The following is a 17,147-nucleotide window of genomic DNA, read 5'->3' as shown; positions in this document are numbered from 1 at the left end:
ATGAAAGGCTTAACATTCACCTTTAGTATCATTGCTGCTGTTATTCTAACCCTTATTTTTCCAGATCCGTTTATCGGTATTGGGGATTTTAAGTTCAAAATATTCATTATCCCGCTCTTGCAAATCATCATGTTTGGGATGGGATCCACGATGAAAATGGGGGATTTTGCCGAAGTAATTCGTTCCCCTAAGGCCGTATTTTTAGGCGTCTTTTTTCAATTTACTATTATGCCTACCGTAGGCTGGGGATTAACGAAAATCTTTGATTTCCCGTCTGAAATCGCAGCAGGCATTATTCTAGTAGGTTGCATGCCTTGCGGCTTAGCCTCGAATGTGATGTCTTATCTTGCCAAAGCCAATGTAGCCTTATCCCTCACCCTAACTTCGATAGCCACCATTTTAGCTCCTTTACTTACCCCATTACTAATGAAGAATCTGGCGGGGCAATTAATTGAGATCGATTTATGGGCAATGGTTTGGGAAATTACCAAACTAATCATTTTACCCATCTGCTTAGGTGTGCTTTACAATCGATTAGTGGGGTCTCGTTTTAAATGGTTTGAAAAATCCCTACCCAGTATCTCGATGTGGAGTGTAGGTGCCATCGTGGTCATCATAACGGCAAATGGTAGGGACGCCTTAGTGGCGGTGGGCCCTTTACTGGTGATCGCCTGCCTTTTACATAATGTTATTGGATTTATTTTGGGTTATTGGGGAGGTCGCGTCAGCGGATTACCCGAGCAAGATTGTCGAACCATTGCAATTGAAGTAGGGCTCCAAAACGCGGGACTCGCCTCAGGCCTAGCCATGGCAATGGGCAAGGTGGGGACGCTAGGTTTGCCGGCAGCGATTTTTGGCCCAGTGATGAACATCAATGGGTCCGCATTAGCGAATTATTGGAAGGTAAAATAAATCGTAATTCGTTTATTTTACGTAATTTTAGAGATTATCTGTTCTTCATAATACATGAGAAAATTATTTCTCTTTCTGTTCCTATGCATACAATACTCAGGACTCTCTCAAGTAGTGAGTCCTGCGCCTATTATTTCAGGGAATACAGCAAACTCCCAGTGGAGGACAATCGGAAGCGAAGTAAAAACCTTCAACGGTACTTCATGGATTCAGTCTCCTCCTACCCCTACAACCGATACTAGGCAATATAAACTAAAGGTAAAAGGTACATATGGAGTAGAAAACAGCGTAAATCATTTAGATGCTGCCTACCAAAGTCCATTATCCTCTCAGGTTATTGGAAGCTCAGGCACTCCGGTTTTTATTACTTCAAGTACTAATAAATGGCTATTAAATAACACTACGCCACCCACTCCCAACAATAGTTCTGAATATAAAAGTGATCATATTTATGAATATTATTTAGGCCTTGGAAACAATTCAAGCAAATACTTTTATAGTTATGCCGACCCTAATCCAGGCGATAATAGCGGATCTTTAGAATTCACCATTTCATATAACTCAGGTTTAGCCCAAATTTGTTCAGGGGGATCTGCTACTTTAACCACAGCCGCTACTTCAGGAACTATAGAATGGTTTAGAGATGGAGTAAATATCAACCAATCTTCCCAAAGCATTACTGTTTCTACTCCGGGAATTTATACATCAAAAACCACTATAAGTGGAAGTACAAGCCCAGCAAGTAATCCCATCGAAGTACGGTTCTTACCAGACCCTTCAGTAACCTTAAGCCCTGTTGCAGATATTTCTTCTAATGCCGAAAGTTTTTCGCTAGCCTACACAAACAAAGTAACAGGAACGGATATCTATTCCATTTATGCGGGTGCAAATGCGTTAAATGGTTTTGACGAAGTATTGAATGCTCCTATTACCGGCTCTCCCATGGCTATTTCGATTCCTTATGGCCAAGTGGGAACCTATGATTTTACCTTAGTGGTAAAGAACTCTCAAGCCAATTGCGTATCCGCTCAAATCCCCTTTACTGTTACTATTTACCTAGCACCGCCCACTGGGTTAAATTATACCACACCCAATAATTTTGTTGTTAATCAACCCGTTAATTTAACCCCCACATTTATTGGACGTATTGACAATTTTACCATTAATCCAACTACACTCCCGGGTGGCTTAACGTTCAATCCCCTTACTGGCCAAATAACCGGTACTCCTACACAAACATCAGGCGCTGCCTCTTACACTGTTTCTGGAAGTAATAGTACCGGAACGCCCACCACGGCTACCTTTACGATTGCTATCGTAATACCACCACCCACTATTTCAATAACAACGGGTTCAGAATATATTTTTACTCAATACACGACGATTAGTCCCATTTCCCCTACAGTCACGGGTGCCGGTGTTACCTATGATTTACAGGGTGTATTACCTAGTGGATTGAGTTTTAATTACAGCAATGGAACTATCAGCGGCAACCCCCAAGTACCTATGTCTAGAACTAGGTATGTAATCATAGCGACTAACTCAACCGGGCCAGCGCAATCTGAGATTTTCATCACAGTTCGAATTGCTGCTCCTACGAATTTAACCTATATAGTTCCATCTCGATTTTATACTGGAACAGCCATAACCCCCATTACCCCAACAAATTCAGGTGGGATAATTTCAATCTATACGATAGACAGACCGCTTCCAGCCGGATTAACGCTTAACCCTTCCACGGGTGTTATTTCAGGAACCCCTACAGCGATAACTCCGGCCACTACCTATGTCATAACAGGAACTAATTCAAACACCTCGACGAGTACTACTATCAGTTTTGATGTGGTTGTACCCCCACCTAGCGGGCTTTCCTATCCTGGTCCCTTCCAATTTTATCAATTTGTACCCATTACACCGATGGTCCCTACTGTTACGGGTCAAGTGGACTCTTATACTATTGTCCCGGTTAACCTGCCTGCTGGATTAACCTTTAATACGACAACAGGGGTTATTAGTGGAACGCCCACCGCTTTAAGTGATCCAACTTTATATACGATCACTGCTATTAATACGACAGGTCAGGTGGTTGCAACTACCAGCTTCTCCGTAGTCATTCCTCCTCCTACAAATCTCAGTTATCAAACGCCTTGGGTTTTCACGGAAGGCACAACCATTCCTACCTTATCACCTACAGTAACAGGGGCCGTTTCACGTTACACGGTGACTACACTACCACCTGGTTTATCGATCAATGCAACCACGGGATTAATTAATGGAACACCATTAGCTGCCACCCCTCAAGCTATTTATACGGTAACGGCAGAGAATAGTACGGGTTTCACCACCTTTGACATTGACATTACTGTTCGAATCGCAGCACCATCCGGGTTATCTTATTTTAGTCCAAATATTTTTGAGGAGCGAGTTCCCATTCCAGATTTATTACCAACCGTGAACGGCGTTGTAGCTAACTATACCGTTAACCCTGCGCTGCCCGCTGGATTAGGTATAGATCCTACTTCGGGAAGGATTTCTGGAACACCTACTTTGGCAAATCCGGCAACAAATTATACCATTACAGCCTCTAATTCTACGGGAAGCACTGGGGCCACCACGAACATCACCGTACTAATCGCACGGCCACAAATTTCCTACACAACTCCTAATGTGTATTACGAAACGGTTGCTATTACTCCGCTTGTTCCAAATAAATTCGGGACAGTGGTTAATTCGTATAGCATAAGTCCAGGATTACCCGCAGGATTAAATTTCGATAATAGCACTGGAATTATCTCAGGAGCTTCGAATATCCAAATACCAAGAACGACTTTTACCATTACCGGAACGAATTCAACAAATACAGGATCCACCACGGTCGATATTACTGTGACCATTCCGCCGCCTACTAATTTGACCTATATAAATCCTCCATCCTATTTTACGGGAACAGCGATTAGCACCTTAACTCCTACGGTGACAGGTTTCGTGGCAGGTTATTCCATCGATAAAACGTTACCGGCTGGTTTGTTTTTCAATACGAGCACGGGAGCAATAACAGGAACGCCCACTCAGGCGATTCCAAGAACGATTTTTACCATCACTGCCACGAATGTTGCAGGGTCGAGTTCCTTTGCGCTTCCTATTACAGTTTTAATTCCTGCGCCTTCGGCCTTAAGCTATAACACCCCTAACGTTTACGAAGAAGGGGTGGATATTACGCCGCTCGATCCGAGTGTAACAGGTGCGGTTGCTTCCTACGCGGTCAGCCCTAGCCTACCAGCTGGACTGATTTTAGATACGGCGACGGGGAGGATTTTTGGGATACCTACTTTGGCAAAACCGACCACTACCTATGTGGTTACAGCAACTAACACGACTGGATCGATCTCTACGAATGTGGTCATTACCGTATTAATCGCGCGGCCTAGAAATCTGATTTATGCCACACCGAAAGTCTTATACCAAAACTTCCTAATTCCTGATATCGCTCCGTCCGTGACTGGAACTGTGGCCACGTATTCTATCGACCGTACCCTTCCAGCGGGTCTGAATTTCAGTTCGATTACCGGAGTGATTAGTGGAACCCCTTCAGCATTAAGTTCGATGCAAACCTATGTCATTACCGCTAGAAATAGCACGGGTTCGGCCATAGCCAATATTGATATATCAGTGGTTATTGCTCCACCTTCTAATTTGGCCTATTTCAGTCCTACACGGCTTATTCAAGATAGTACCTTAGCGCCAGTTCGACCGACTTATTCAGGTTTGGCTACCGCATTTACAATCGACAAGCCCTTGCCTTTAGGTCTTACGTTTAATACAGCGACCGGAGAAATCACCGGAAAACCGAGCGTGGTTACAGGTTTAATACGCTATATTGTGACAGCCTCTAACTCGACTGGATCTACCTCTGCGCCTTTGGACTTAGAAGTACTCATCGCTCCGCCTAAAAATCTAAAATATGCGACCCCTATTATTTATGAGGAAGAAATCCCTATTGTTTCTTTAAATCCAACCGTAAAAGGGAAAGTAGATAACTATACCATCGACAAAGTTTTGCCGGATGGATTAACTTTAGATCCTGTCACTGGAATCATTTCGGGTACGCCCACTAAGGCTATTCCTTTAACATTCTATTGGGTTACGGCATCGAATACCACGGGATCTGCTAGGGCTCGGGTTGTGATTACCGTTCTAATTGCAAGACCGCGCATTACCTATCCTGAGCCTATATTAGGTGCGCAGATTAACCCAGTTTATACGGGTGTGGATTTATTTATTTCCGGCCAAACAAATCCGCCATTAATCCCCGTTATAAAAGGAGTCATCGGAAGCATCGTCATTAACAAACCGCTTCCTACAGGTTTATTATTCAATCCATTAACGGGTGTCATTTCTGGGACTCCATCTGTTTTAAGACCGCCTACTACGTATATCGTAACCATCACAAATAGCACCGCTTCAACTACAGATACGATTCGCATCGCTACGGTTATTCCTAGACCGAGTAGTTTGAGCTACGTTACGCCGCAGACCTATATTGAAAAGATTAAAATCACTCCTTTGAACCCAACTGTGCAAGGTATTCCGACACTTTACACAGTAGATCAACCATTGCCAGCTGGCTTAAATTTAAATCCTGTAACGGGATCCATTACTGGAACTCCGACTAAAGCGCAGGACTTTACGGATTATGTCATTACAGCTAGTAATTCGACCGGTTATGATGTATTTACCATTTCTATTAAAGTACTCATTGCCTTTCCAGAAATAAAATATCCGATACCAGGTGTCTTCCGTCAAGGGGTGCCTGTGAGCTTTAAACCTATATTGGTGGGTATTGCCGATGTATTTAAAATTGATTCGCTCTTACCGGTTGGATTAACTTTTGACACTAAAACTGGTTTGATATCTGGAACACCTACCTGGCCAGCAAAACCGCGAACCTATATCGTAACGGCTACGAATTCTACGGGTCCGGGGATCGATAGTACCACGATTACAGTTATAGAAGATGTCAATTATGATACGGACAAAGATGGATATACCGACATCGTCGAAATAGGTGGTGACCGAGATAACCCAGTAGACACCGATAAAGACGGGCTTCCGGATTATAATGACTTGGATTCAGATGGCGATGAAATAAAGGACGAATGGGAAAATAATTTAGATTATGGTGGTTTGCCGGATTGCGATCACGATGGTGTGGATAACCGAATCGACCCCGATGCGTGTGACCCTGTGGCCTTCCAAGGTATTTCTCCGAATGGGGACGGGAAAAATGATTATTTGGTCATTCCTGGCGTGATGCGCACGACTCCGAATACATTAACGGTATATGATCGCATCGGAAATATCGTGTATGAGGCGAAGGATTATGGCAATAATTGGGGTGGTGATTCGAACCTCGGAAACCCTTTATTAGCGGGGGATGGGTTATTACCAGATGGGGTATATTTCTATATTTTAGACTATAATGGCGTTAGACCTCGGGTTTCTACTTATATTTACATCAATAGATTAAAGAAATAGATGAAATTACGGTTTGTGATTTTAGGGTGTTTGTTAATTTTTGCTGGCCAAATAAAGGCCCAAACTGACCCTGTATTCTCCTTATTTCGATTGTATCCACAGGTGATCAATCCTACTTTCGTAGGCGCCAGTGATAAAAATGAAGTCATCTTCGTAAATAGAAATCAATGGACTTCCATGCCGGGCACTCCGGTCACTACCGCCTTAATGGGAAATTTCAATTGGGGGGAAAAGATGGGCGTAGGATTCACTGCCTTTTTAGATCAATTAGGACCCGTAAAAGCGACTTCCATCAATAGCGATTTCGCCTACCACTCCCTAATTAATGATAAATGGGCCCTTTCTGGCGGTATTCGCGTGGGGGTAACTAATTTAGCTTTGGACTTCTCCGGCTTGAGCCTTTTAGACCAAACAGATGAGCAATTCACCCAAAACTACTCAACTGGATTACAAATCAATTCTGGCTGGGGCATTCGCTTAGCAAAAGAAGATAAGTTCTATGTGAGTGTTTCACAACCAAGGATGCTTTGGAATGATTTTGGCCTCCAAAACGGAAAATACAAAGACGCCTCTTTCTATTATGGAATGATCGGTAAAAAGCAAGTGTTAAGCAAAGATATCAGCATTCATACTAATGCGATCGTACGTGCCGCGGCTGATTTACCCTTAAGTTATGATATTAATTTAACGGGTTCGTTCTATGAATTATTCGACTTGGGATTTGGTTATAGAAGTGAAAATGCCATCGGCGTGAATCTAGGCGTTCAATTTAGCCCTACCGTCTACCTGGGTTATCAATACGAGATGCCTACTAATACCATCTCCAAAATCACGAATCAGACGCACGAATTAGTGTTGAAGTTCCAGTTTGAAAGGAATTAACTAGCGCGCCTCTAATTCCGAAAACAAATTCAAGCCAGCACCTGCGGTTAAATACAAGAACTCTGCCAAAACCGCTTGCGTATAAAACCCATCTGCGTCGGAATCCCCGAAAAATTGAAATTCCGCAAACGCTAGTGCAACACAGGCAGTGAAATTTAAAATAACAAAAAGAGTAATAGCCCATTTTGAACCCGCCACTTTGAAGGCCTTCACATAACCTTCGGTCGCGTAGAAAAAGAAAGGAATAACAAGTAAAGATTTGAGATTTTTCATGTTGTTTTTCGTTTTTGAATTGTTTTTCAATACCCAAAATTGCGTTAGTAGTTCGCCAAAAGTTGGCGACTAATAAAAAATCTTGTATCTTTTCGAAATGAATACAACAGATCGCCTTAAAGAGCTCAATAATCTATTTCTGAGAAAGACTTTTTCGATGCGGGCCGCAACGGTGAGTGATTATTTTACGGAACACTTTGACCAGCTAGGCTATAGTGAACGCAGTTTCAGCCGCGATATCAAGGCTTTGAAAGAAAAGCTGGCTGAACGTTATCCTAGCCTAGAAGAAACAGACGGGGATTTAATTCGCTATTCGAAGTCTGAAAACCGTTTCTACTATATCCGGGATGACATCAGCGCCTTTCCTTCCTTTTCAGAGAAGGAATTAGACCAAATCGCCTCCATCATCGATTTCAATAAACACCTGTTTACGGGTGGAAATGGAAATGGGATTGTGAATAAGTTGCGGGCAATCTCTTTAGAAAACAATCTCATCCGGCACGAAGAACTAGCCAACTGGCCAGCCATCGAACTAATTAATGAAGGAGATCGATCAGGATCTGAACACGTCAAATTCCTAGTAGACGCGATCGCCGGAAAACAACTCATCGAAATCTCCCACAAAGGTTTAGCGGCTACCTCGAAAGCAAAAAAAGTTACCTGCCTTCCCTTGCTTATCAAAGAATACAATAATGGCTGGTATACCGGCTGGTATTTATTGTTCCAAGAAATTTCAGCGGGTGAGACGAAGATTTCCTTAGATAAACTTAGGCTGTTTGCATTAGATAGAATCGAGACTTTGCGATTTAGCTCCGAAACAACAAAAACACGTATTCATCCCTCTTTCCAGCCTAGTGAATTTTTCAAACATACTCTTGGTTTATTTCGAGGTGCTCAGGAAGCTGAAAAAATCATCCTTCGAATAAATGTAGATTCATGGATTAAAGAATACTTACCAAAATACCCCATACATCCATCGCAAAAAAAAATAAACGCACAATTATTCGAACTTACACTCGAAATTAATCAAGATGTAGAAAATTTTCTTTTACGCTATGCAACTGAATTACAAGTGATTGAGCCAGTATATTTAAGAAATCGACTCCTTGAAAATCTGCAAAAAGCCCTCCTACATTATCAATAAACTGATAATCTGAAAGGTCAGGGTTTGGAAATGAATATTTACACTTACCTTCGCTTATTACAAAATCTATTAGTGGTTTGGTGTGCATCAAGATGAAAGAACTTTTCTTTCATCTTTTTTTTTAACTTAGGTTTTCTAAACCTAAAAAACATGCAAAGACGCGATTTTATTCAGAGCTCCCTGCTAGCCGGCGGACTCAGCGGAATTCCTTCTTCACAAGTCATTCCAGCTAAACCTTCTTTACAACCTTCCATTAAATTAAGTGTCTCTAGTTATTCCTATTGGCACTTTAAGGGAGATAAATTCCCCATCGAAAAAGTGATTGATGATGCCGCTGCCCTTGGATTAGAGGGAATCGACGTACTTCATCGCCAAATGGAGAGTGAAGACAACGCTTATCTCCAAAAACTCAAAAAGCATGCCTTCGTAAACGGCATTGCCATGACTTGCCTCTCGATTCACCAGGGTTTTGTTACTCCAGATAAGGACGAACTGAAAAAGCACGTGGATCATACAAACCACTGCATCGAACTAGCCTATAAAATGGGTATTCCTTGTCTTCGTTTAAATACTGGGCGATGGAATACGATAAAATCCTTCGATGATTTGATGAAAAACAGAGGAATCGAACCGATTTTACCAGGATATACGGAGGATGATGGCTATAAATGGTGTGTGGATGGCATTCAGCAATGCCTAAAAAAGGCCGAAGAATGCGGAGTTCTATTAGCCTTAGAAAATCACTGGGGATTAGGTTCTACTCCGGAAGGAATGATCCGCCTTCAAGATACGGTGAATTCCCCTTGGTTAGGCTTATTGATGGATACGGGTAATTTCTTAGAGGATCCCTATGATAAATTAAAGATGATTGCACCTCGTGCAAGCTTCGTTCAGGCTAAAACCTATTATGGTGGCGGCGAATGGTATTCTTTAGAATTAGACTACGATCGAATCGTTAAAATATTAAAAGATGTAAACTACCACGGCTACATTTCGATCGAATTCGAAGGGAAAGAAGATGCGAAATTCGGGGTTCGAAAAAGTGTCGAATTATTACGGAAGGCACTAGCTAAGTAGAATCGCTTAGACTTTGGCTTTAAAGAACAAACCTATAAATCAACATGAATCAAATCAACAATTCGCGCCGCGATTTCCTGAAGAATGCCGGCCTTTTAGGAGCAGCTGCCGCTTTTCCCAATATACTATCCAAATTACCAGGTGAAAAAGTTAATCTGGCTTGTATCGGTATCGGTAACCAAGGAGGATCAGACGTCATGTCTTTGTACAATACGGGCCTAGCGAATATCGTGGCGTTTTGTGATGTCGATATGGGTGCGCCTCAGACTTTAAAGGTTTTGCAGAAATTCCCGGATGTGCCGCGTTTCCAAGATTTCCGTCAAATGTTTGACAAAATGGGATCGCAAATCGAAGCCGTTGCAGTAGGTGTGCCTGATCATTCCCACTTCCCTATTACGATGATGGCTTTGGGTTTAGGCAAACACGTGTTTGTGGAAAAACCGATGGCGCGTACCTTTAATGAAATCGAATTAATGATGGCAGCGGCGCGCAAGCATCCTAACTTAGTCACCCAAATGGGTAACCAAGGCCACTCAGAAGCCAATTATTTCCAATTCAAAGCTTGGAAAGAGGCGGGGCTTATTAAAGATGTGACGTCGATGACGGCTCACATGAATTCACCACGTCGCTGGCATAGTTGGGATCCGAAAATCACGAAGTTCCCTGCTGCAGAATCGATTCCTTCTTCACTAGACTGGGATATTTGGCAAGGGGTGGTTCAGCCGCATGAATACCAAAAGGATTTTGTCAATGGTCAATGGCGCTCCTGGTTTGACTATGGTTTAGGCGCTCTAGGAGACTGGGGGGCACATATCATGGATACAGCTCATGAGTTTTTGGACTTAGGATTACCTACTGAAGTCAATATGTTAAAGGCAGATGGACACAATAATTTCTTCTATCCGATGTCATCTACCATTGTATTTAAATTCCCAGAGCGGAAGAATATGCCCGCAATGGACATCACGTGGTATGACGGGGTGGACAATATTCCGCCGGTTCCTGCGAATTATGGAACGAATGCATTAGACCCGAACATTCCACCGGCCAGCAATGGAAAAATTCAACCAGCAAAATTAAATCCGGGTAAAATTATCTATACGAAAGACCATGTTTTCAAAGGTGGTTCACACGGAAGCACCCTTTCCGTTATAGGCGATACAGCAAAGGACCTTAAATTACCTGACGTACCTAGGAGTCCTTCTAACCATTACGCGAATTTCTTAAAGGCATGTATGGGTCAAGAGAAGACGCGTTCTCCGTTCGAGATTGCTGGTCCATTAAGCCAAGTATTCTCTCTGGGCGTGATGGCACAAAAGTTAAATACAAAATTATTGTTCGATCGCAAGACCAAACAAATCACGAATAACTCACTGGCTAATTCTTTATTAGTAGGAGCGCCACCTAGAAAAGGTTGGGAGCAATACTATAAAATCTAGTTTTGGCAATATTAGCTCCGCTGTAGCTGCCTTTATCTGTTCTATGGAAACCCCGGGGGCGCGCTCTTTTAATACAAAGCCGCCTTCTGGTTTTTTTAAAATGGGACTATTTTAAATTGTCATATTACCTGGATTTTTTTCTATATTGTCACCGATTAAAATCATATTTTGGCAATACTAGCACCACTATTCGGAATATTTACCTCCTTTATTCTCTTGTACTACCTCAGTTCATTGAATAGATCTAACACGTTTTTAGCCTTATTTTTCTTATGTTGCAATTCAGTATTGATGGTGTATTTTGGCCTACACTATAGTAAAATAGAATTTTGGGAAGGTATTTGTTTCGTGCATTTCTTACCTCTTTCCTTTTTGCTGGGGCCCGCCTTGTTTTTTTATGTCAAAAACACCGTTTCTGAGGACAAAAAACTCTATCGAAGCGATTTGCTTCATCTATTTCCAGCCGTATTTACCTTTTTCGCAACATTGCCCTTTACTACTTTACCGCTAGCGACGAAAACGGCCATGGCGCACAAGATTGTGAATATTACGGAGGACTATAATTTAAACTTCCAATGGGTGACATTTGAGCAGATTTTATACGGCCGCTCCATCCATTTAGTATTGTACTGCATTGCCTCCATCCTTTATTTCTTGTGGAATAAAAGGCATTTGATGCAGAAATACGAAGCATTACCCTCTAATCATCGATTAATTCAGAAATGGATTTTTTCATTAATTTTCCTTCAACTGGTCATTGCTACGAATAGCCTAGGGCACATGTTGACGATTTACGCACATAATTATGCGATTTTAGGTATTCCTTCGACTGTCATTTTCAGTGAGGCGCGTTTCTTCGCGATTTGTGGAGGAGGTTTTTTTGTCCAAAACTTTATCTTATTTCTCTTTCCCAAAATTCTCTACGGTAACGTTTCCTACGAAATAGATAAGGCTCCCGCAACGATTTTGCAGGAGATCAAATCGAACCTAGCTAAGAAAAGTACCGCTTACCGAAATTTAGATCAGGAAATACAAAATTACCTTGACCGAAACCCCTTTGTGCAAAAAGACTTTTCTTTATCTCAAATGTCTTTTGACCTAAAAATTCCAGAACGATTCCTATCGAACTATTTTAACAAAGAATTAGATAAAACTTTTGGAGAATGGAAAAATGACCTGCGGATTGAATTTGCGTGTCAGTTAATTAATGAGGGGAATGCTAAACGCATTACGATAGAAGCCATTTCGACAGACGCTGGATTTGTCTCCCGTTCGAAATTCATCGATGCCTTTAAGGTTCGAAAAGGAGTAACTCCTTCCGTCTATATCAAAGAAAAGGCAGAGGCCTAAGCCTCCGCCTTTTAGTTTTTTATTGAGCCGCTGGAAGAAGGCCTAATTGCTGCATTAATACCATGTTGTCCATGAAATCTTGCTCTTCGGCAATCTTTCCATCTTTCATTTTGGCAATAGTACATCCGATCACATCCACTGTCTTACCTGTCGCAGGAATGCCAAAGAAAGATCCTGTGTGCTTTCCTTTAAACTGCCAGTGCTTCACTAATTTATCACCATCAGCAAACATCTCTTTTACAATAAATTGACGATCAGAGAAACCTGTGACGAAGTTCTCATAATACGCTTTGCAATTCGCCTTGCCTTTCACTTCAGGAACCGTATGCAATACGGCATCATCCGTGTAGGCCGAATCTAAAATGTTCGTGCGACCCTCATTAACTGCCACTTCCCAAATACGGGAATAATAAGCTACGTTTTCTGCGCCAACTTTAGCGTTTTTATCCGCTTCTGACGTGCAAGATACTAATCCAGCAGCCACGCATAGTGTTAAAATAATTTTCTTCATTGTTATATTTTTATTGGTTTACCAAACTTAAAAAAGCCTCCTTTTTTAACCCGTTTTTTTAAGAACAAATCTGTACCGTTTTGCGCAAATGGGAACAAATCCAAATTGTATAAATACTATTTACCCATTAATTCATTCGTACTTACCCTCCTAATCAAAAATAATCAATACCATGAAAAAACTCGTTCTAGTAGTTGCACTTATTGCATCCGTATTTAGTGCATCAGCACAACAAACAGTAGGCAAAATCTTTTCAGGCCCCAATGAAGGCAAAGGATTCCAATTAGGATCTGAAAAAAGTAGCCAAGTCGTTTTAGACGCAACGAAAGCGTATAACTCAAATGATTCCCAAAAAGAGCTTTCTTATTACTCGGAAGAAATGCAAAAGAAAACAGGCGATTTCAACAAAAAATGGCATGCTTATGCTAAAAAATTGAATGATGTACCTTTGTCAATAATGCCTATGAAAGTAGCTGGATCAACAGATGAAATTGTCTTCATGCGATCGAAAGAAGAACGTGAAACAATTGATGGCTCAAAACAAACGATGAATTTGTTTGAAATATTTACAATAGACAAAGAGGGCAAAATCAAAAACTTCGCTCAATACTCATCTATTCCTGCTACGAATGAATTTGGAAAAACATCAGGAGGGAAAATCATCTCAAAAGATGAAAACAATGGTAGAGCATTCCAATTTTCTAACCGGGGTGAAGTGGCCGCAATTGAGAACTTGAACAAGGCATATAATGCGATGGATGCCGCGGCATGTATAGAATTGTTTGCTGACAAAGTTAAAATCACTGATTTTGACGGCAATAAAGTCGTAATAGATAAAAATGACCTTCGTAAAATGGTCGAGGGTTACACTTCGTTAGACTGGAAAATTTGGGGAATTCTTCCATTCAAAATCGAAAACACAGATCCAGTTTCTGGTATTCTCGTAACTTCTTCAGAGAAGCGTGTATCTAAAGATGGAACCGTTTGGGAAAAATCATTAGTTGAATTCTTCCAATTCGATTTAAATGGAAAAATCTCAGGTATCGATCAATATTCCCGTTCGAAAAAATAATCATTGCAAGCATTTATTAGAGGCCGGAGGACATTGTTCTTCGGCCTTTTATTTTATCTTTGATAGTATCATATGATACTATCATGAGGCCGCCCTATACCATTTTGCCTTCCATTTTGAATTTAGTAGCTTCCATCTCCTTGAAGATAGGGGAAGCATCCGCTCATTATTTGGACAAAAAATCCCCTCAACTTCGAAAGGCGAATCGAATTAAAACGATTCAAGCCACCCTAGGCATCGAAGGAAATTCACTAAGTGAATCGCAGGTTCAAGCCATAGAAGAGGGAAAGGTGCTGCTAGGTTTTGAAAGAGATCAAAAAGAAGTCCAAAATGCACTGGCCTTATATGAGCGCTGGAATGAATTTAACGGCTCAAAAAGCTACTCATTTTTAAGTGCACATCAAGTACTGATGCAAGGTTTAGTGACAAATCCCGGGGAATACCGAAATAGATCCGTCGGAATCACGAAAGGAATAACGTTAACCCATATTGCTCCGCCTGCAGATCGCGTTCCTTATTTAATGGACGACTTATTCGACTATGTGGATAAAGATCCTGATCCTCTTCTTATAAAAAGTTGTGTCTTTCATTACGAATTAGAGTTCATACACCCGTTTCTGGATGGGAATGGTCGGATGGGACGTTTTTGGCAATCGGTACTTTTATCAAAATCACATCCGATTTTCGAATTCTTACCTTTTGAAACGATTATCGCAGCCTCACAATCAGACTATTATCAAGCACTCGCCACAAGCGACGCTTGCGGACAGTCCACGCCATTCATCGAATATATGCTAGGGGTTTTGGATAAATCCCTTGCTAATTTATTGAACACCACTAACGTGGTTTTATCTGAAACAGAACGAATTGAATACTTCATTTTCATCGGAATGAAGGAATTCTCCAGAAAAGACTACCAGCGTGTTTTCAAAAACTTGTCTACTGCGACGGCCAGTAGAGACCTGAAAAAGGGCGTATTGTTGGAATTATTTTCGACCTATGGGGAACGAAATGGAACAAGGTATCGGATATTAGTGTAAACGTCCCTTCCGAAACTCAGAAGGCGACATCCCCGTCCACTTTTTAAATATTCGATTGAAATAGGACAAACTTTCGAAACCACATTCGAAACAGGTCTCTGTCACATTCTTATCTTGAATAAGCAGCTTTTTCGCAAATTGAACGCGGTATTGATTTACAAAATCGGTGTAGGTTAGTTTTGTTGCTTTCTTGAAATAGCGACAAAAAGCGGGTAAGGTGAGGTTTACCTCATCGGCGATTTGCTGGGTATCGATGGGCTTTTGGAAATTCGTTTCTACAAATTGGTGGATACGGTGCATCCGTTCTTGCTGTTTGAGGATGGTTTGGCTAGAGATGGGACGAACATTAAGAGCTTCAAATTCGTCTGATTCTGCCAAAAACTGAAAGAGGCTCATCAACTCCATAAATTGATGAAAACGATCCATCTGCTGCAAGTTCTTTAAGCGCCATCCAGCCATTCGTTTCGTTTCACCGGTAAACGCGATGCCAGTTTTCGCCCTCTCCATTAAAGCCACCACTTTTTGCAATTCTGGAATCCGAGTTAAGCCCGCCTCAAAATAGGTTTCCGGAAACTGAATTACAACCGTCTCCACCGTGTACTTCACTCCATAATCAAAATTTAGATGCGGAATGTAAGACCCGATTAAAGCTAAATCACATCCTTCATAGGTGGAAATGTGATCACCAATATGCCTAATTCCTTTGTTCGCCTCCACATATACTAATTCAATTTCCGGATGGAAATGCCAATAGAATACTTCGTTCAATTTAGGCGTCAAAAGGAACCTAAATGAGCTATCACTATCCGGCAGAATTTGCTCTAGATTCAATTTCATTTGCCTAAAATAGCTAAATACTGAAGTATTATATCAATACAGTACAAATAATTATCAATAGAGCAGAAAAAAAGGTGCGTTAGACGCTCTACCTTTGGCATATAAATAAGAACCTATGAAAACAGACATCCCTAACAACGGCCACTACGACATTCCCGGAAATCCATCTACGGCTAAAAGCAGTACGGTTAAATTAAACGACCGTTCTAATGGACAGCCACTTCGTATATTAAGTGAAGAGGATTGGGCCTTTTGGAAGCATACTGGTTATGTCATTATTAAGCAAGCGGTGTCGCGCGAACAAGCCTTAAAGACAGCCGCTTTCTTGTATGAATTTGAGGAAAAGGATCCGAATGATTCCTCCACCTGGTACACTGCTCCGCGTGCGGAAATGAAGATGAAAGAGCTAGCGAACACGGGGATGGTGGAATGCTATAATAGCCAATTGCAGTGGGACAACCGTTCGACTCAACGAGTGGTGGATGCGTTCGCAGATATTTGGGGTACAGAGAAATTATGGGTCACGATCGATCGTGCGAATTTAAATTTTCCCATTCGTCCGGGTCATGAGTATAAGGCTTTTATTCATTGGGATTATGATCCGGAGACGAAACCGGTAAATGTGCAAGGGGTTTTAGCCCTAGCCGATCAACTAGACGAAAACATGGGTGGTTTTCAGTGCATCCCTGAGTTATTTAGAAATTACGATACCTGGAAGCTAACTCAGCCAGAAGATCGGAATCGTTTTCTTCCAGACACGTCGGATTTTATACCTACCAAAGTAACCTTAGAGGCCGGAGATCTGTTGATTTTCAATAGTCTACAGCCCCATGGAATCCGGGCGAATAATAGCAATCAAGTGCGTTGTGCACAATATATTTCGATGATGCCGGCAGAAGAAGATAATGCGGAACTGCGCGAATGGCGTGTAAACTCGTGGCGAGATCGCATCGCTCCTGAGGGCTATGCCTTCCCAGGTGATCCGCGTAAATGGGAACAAACGAAATATGAAACAGCTAAGCTAAATGAACTAGGCAAAAAAATTCTGGGATTAGATCGCTGGTAAAACGAGTCT

13 protein-coding genes are annotated in these 17,147 nt (G+C 41.6%); 10 read left to right on the top strand and 3 right to left on the bottom strand.

Features of this window, described 5'->3' with window-relative positions:
- Genes ACST14_RS07215 through ACST14_RS07205 form a run of 3 tightly spaced genes read left to right on the top strand, consistent with a single transcriptional unit; the run spans position 1 to position 7,329 of the window.
- The gene (locus ACST14_RS07215; protein WP_459462069.1) at positions 1-912 is read left to right on the top strand and encodes a bile acid:sodium symporter family protein; all 912 of its coding nucleotides are present in this window, start codon (positions 1-3) and stop codon (positions 910-912) included.
- Positions 913-966: 54 nt separating this feature from the next.
- Complete coding sequence (locus ACST14_RS07210; protein WP_459462066.1) at positions 967-6,447, top strand: putative Ig domain-containing protein; 5,481 nt, start codon at positions 967-969, stop codon at positions 6,445-6,447.
- On the top strand, positions 6,448-7,329 hold the full coding sequence (locus ACST14_RS07205) for a PorP/SprF family type IX secretion system membrane protein (protein WP_459462064.1): 882 nt from the start codon (positions 6,448-6,450) through the stop codon (positions 7,327-7,329).
- On the opposite strand, the gene ACST14_RS07200 is transcribed toward ACST14_RS07205, so the two are convergent.
- Positions 7,330-7,602 (bottom strand): hypothetical protein, encoded by a 273-nt coding sequence (locus ACST14_RS07200; protein ID WP_459462062.1) that lies wholly within the window; start codon positions 7,600-7,602, stop codon positions 7,330-7,332.
- A 97-nt stretch (positions 7,603-7,699) separates the two neighbouring features.
- Between ACST14_RS07200 and ACST14_RS07195 the strand changes: the two genes are divergently transcribed.
- The 4 genes from ACST14_RS07195 to ACST14_RS07180 all read left to right on the top strand — a co-directional run bounded on the left by ACST14_RS07195 (position 7,700) and on the right by ACST14_RS07180 (position 12,612).
- Entirely contained in the window at positions 7,700-8,746 is a 1,047-nt protein-coding gene (locus ACST14_RS07195) for a helix-turn-helix transcriptional regulator (protein ID WP_459462060.1), read from the top strand.
- Positions 8,747-8,896: 150 nt separating this feature from the next.
- On the top strand, positions 8,897-9,823 hold the full coding sequence (locus ACST14_RS07190; RefSeq protein ID WP_459462058.1) for a sugar phosphate isomerase/epimerase family protein: 927 nt from the start codon (positions 8,897-8,899) through the stop codon (positions 9,821-9,823).
- A gap of 44 nt (positions 9,824-9,867) precedes the next feature.
- Positions 9,868-11,262, top strand: a complete 1,395-nt coding sequence (locus tag ACST14_RS07185) for a Gfo/Idh/MocA family oxidoreductase (RefSeq protein WP_459462056.1) — start codon at positions 9,868-9,870, stop codon at positions 11,260-11,262.
- 168 nt (positions 11,263-11,430) lie between these two features.
- Positions 11,431-12,612 (top strand): helix-turn-helix domain-containing protein, encoded by a 1,182-nt coding sequence (locus ACST14_RS07180; protein WP_459462054.1) that lies wholly within the window; start codon positions 11,431-11,433, stop codon positions 12,610-12,612.
- 19 nt (positions 12,613-12,631) lie between these two features.
- On the opposite strand, the gene ACST14_RS07175 is transcribed toward ACST14_RS07180, so the two are convergent.
- Entirely contained in the window at positions 12,632-13,123 is a 492-nt protein-coding gene (locus ACST14_RS07175) for an ester cyclase (protein ID WP_459462053.1), read from the bottom strand.
- Positions 13,124-13,295: 172 nt separating this feature from the next.
- Here ACST14_RS07175 and ACST14_RS07170 point away from each other — a divergent pair, with 172 nt between their 5' ends.
- The gene (locus tag ACST14_RS07170) at positions 13,296-14,195 is read left to right on the top strand and encodes a nuclear transport factor 2-like protein (protein WP_459462051.1); all 900 of its coding nucleotides are present in this window, start codon (positions 13,296-13,298) and stop codon (positions 14,193-14,195) included.
- 83 nt (positions 14,196-14,278) lie between these two features.
- Positions 14,279-15,235 carry a Fic family protein gene (locus ACST14_RS07165; RefSeq protein WP_459462049.1) on the top strand — a complete coding sequence of 319 codons (957 nt, stop codon included), beginning with the start codon at positions 14,279-14,281 and terminating at the stop codon, positions 15,233-15,235.
- Here ACST14_RS07165 and ACST14_RS07160 read toward each other — a convergent pair.
- On the bottom strand, positions 15,227-16,072 hold the full coding sequence (locus ACST14_RS07160) for an AraC family transcriptional regulator (RefSeq protein WP_459462047.1): 846 nt from the start codon (positions 16,070-16,072) through the stop codon (positions 15,227-15,229). The two genes, ACST14_RS07165 and ACST14_RS07160, sit on opposite strands and share 9 nt — an antisense overlap.
- 115 nt (positions 16,073-16,187) lie before the next feature.
- Here ACST14_RS07160 and ACST14_RS07155 point away from each other — a divergent pair, with 115 nt between their 5' ends.
- Positions 16,188-17,138 (top strand): phytanoyl-CoA dioxygenase family protein, encoded by a 951-nt coding sequence (locus tag ACST14_RS07155; protein ID WP_459462045.1) that lies wholly within the window; start codon positions 16,188-16,190, stop codon positions 17,136-17,138.
- Positions 17,139-17,147 lie beyond the last annotated feature (9 nt).

This window comes from Aquirufa sp. A-Brett2-15D, from assembly GCF_054558735.1.
Note: the sequence above shows the minus strand (reverse complement) of the source record. Positions and strands in the feature narration are given on the sequence as shown.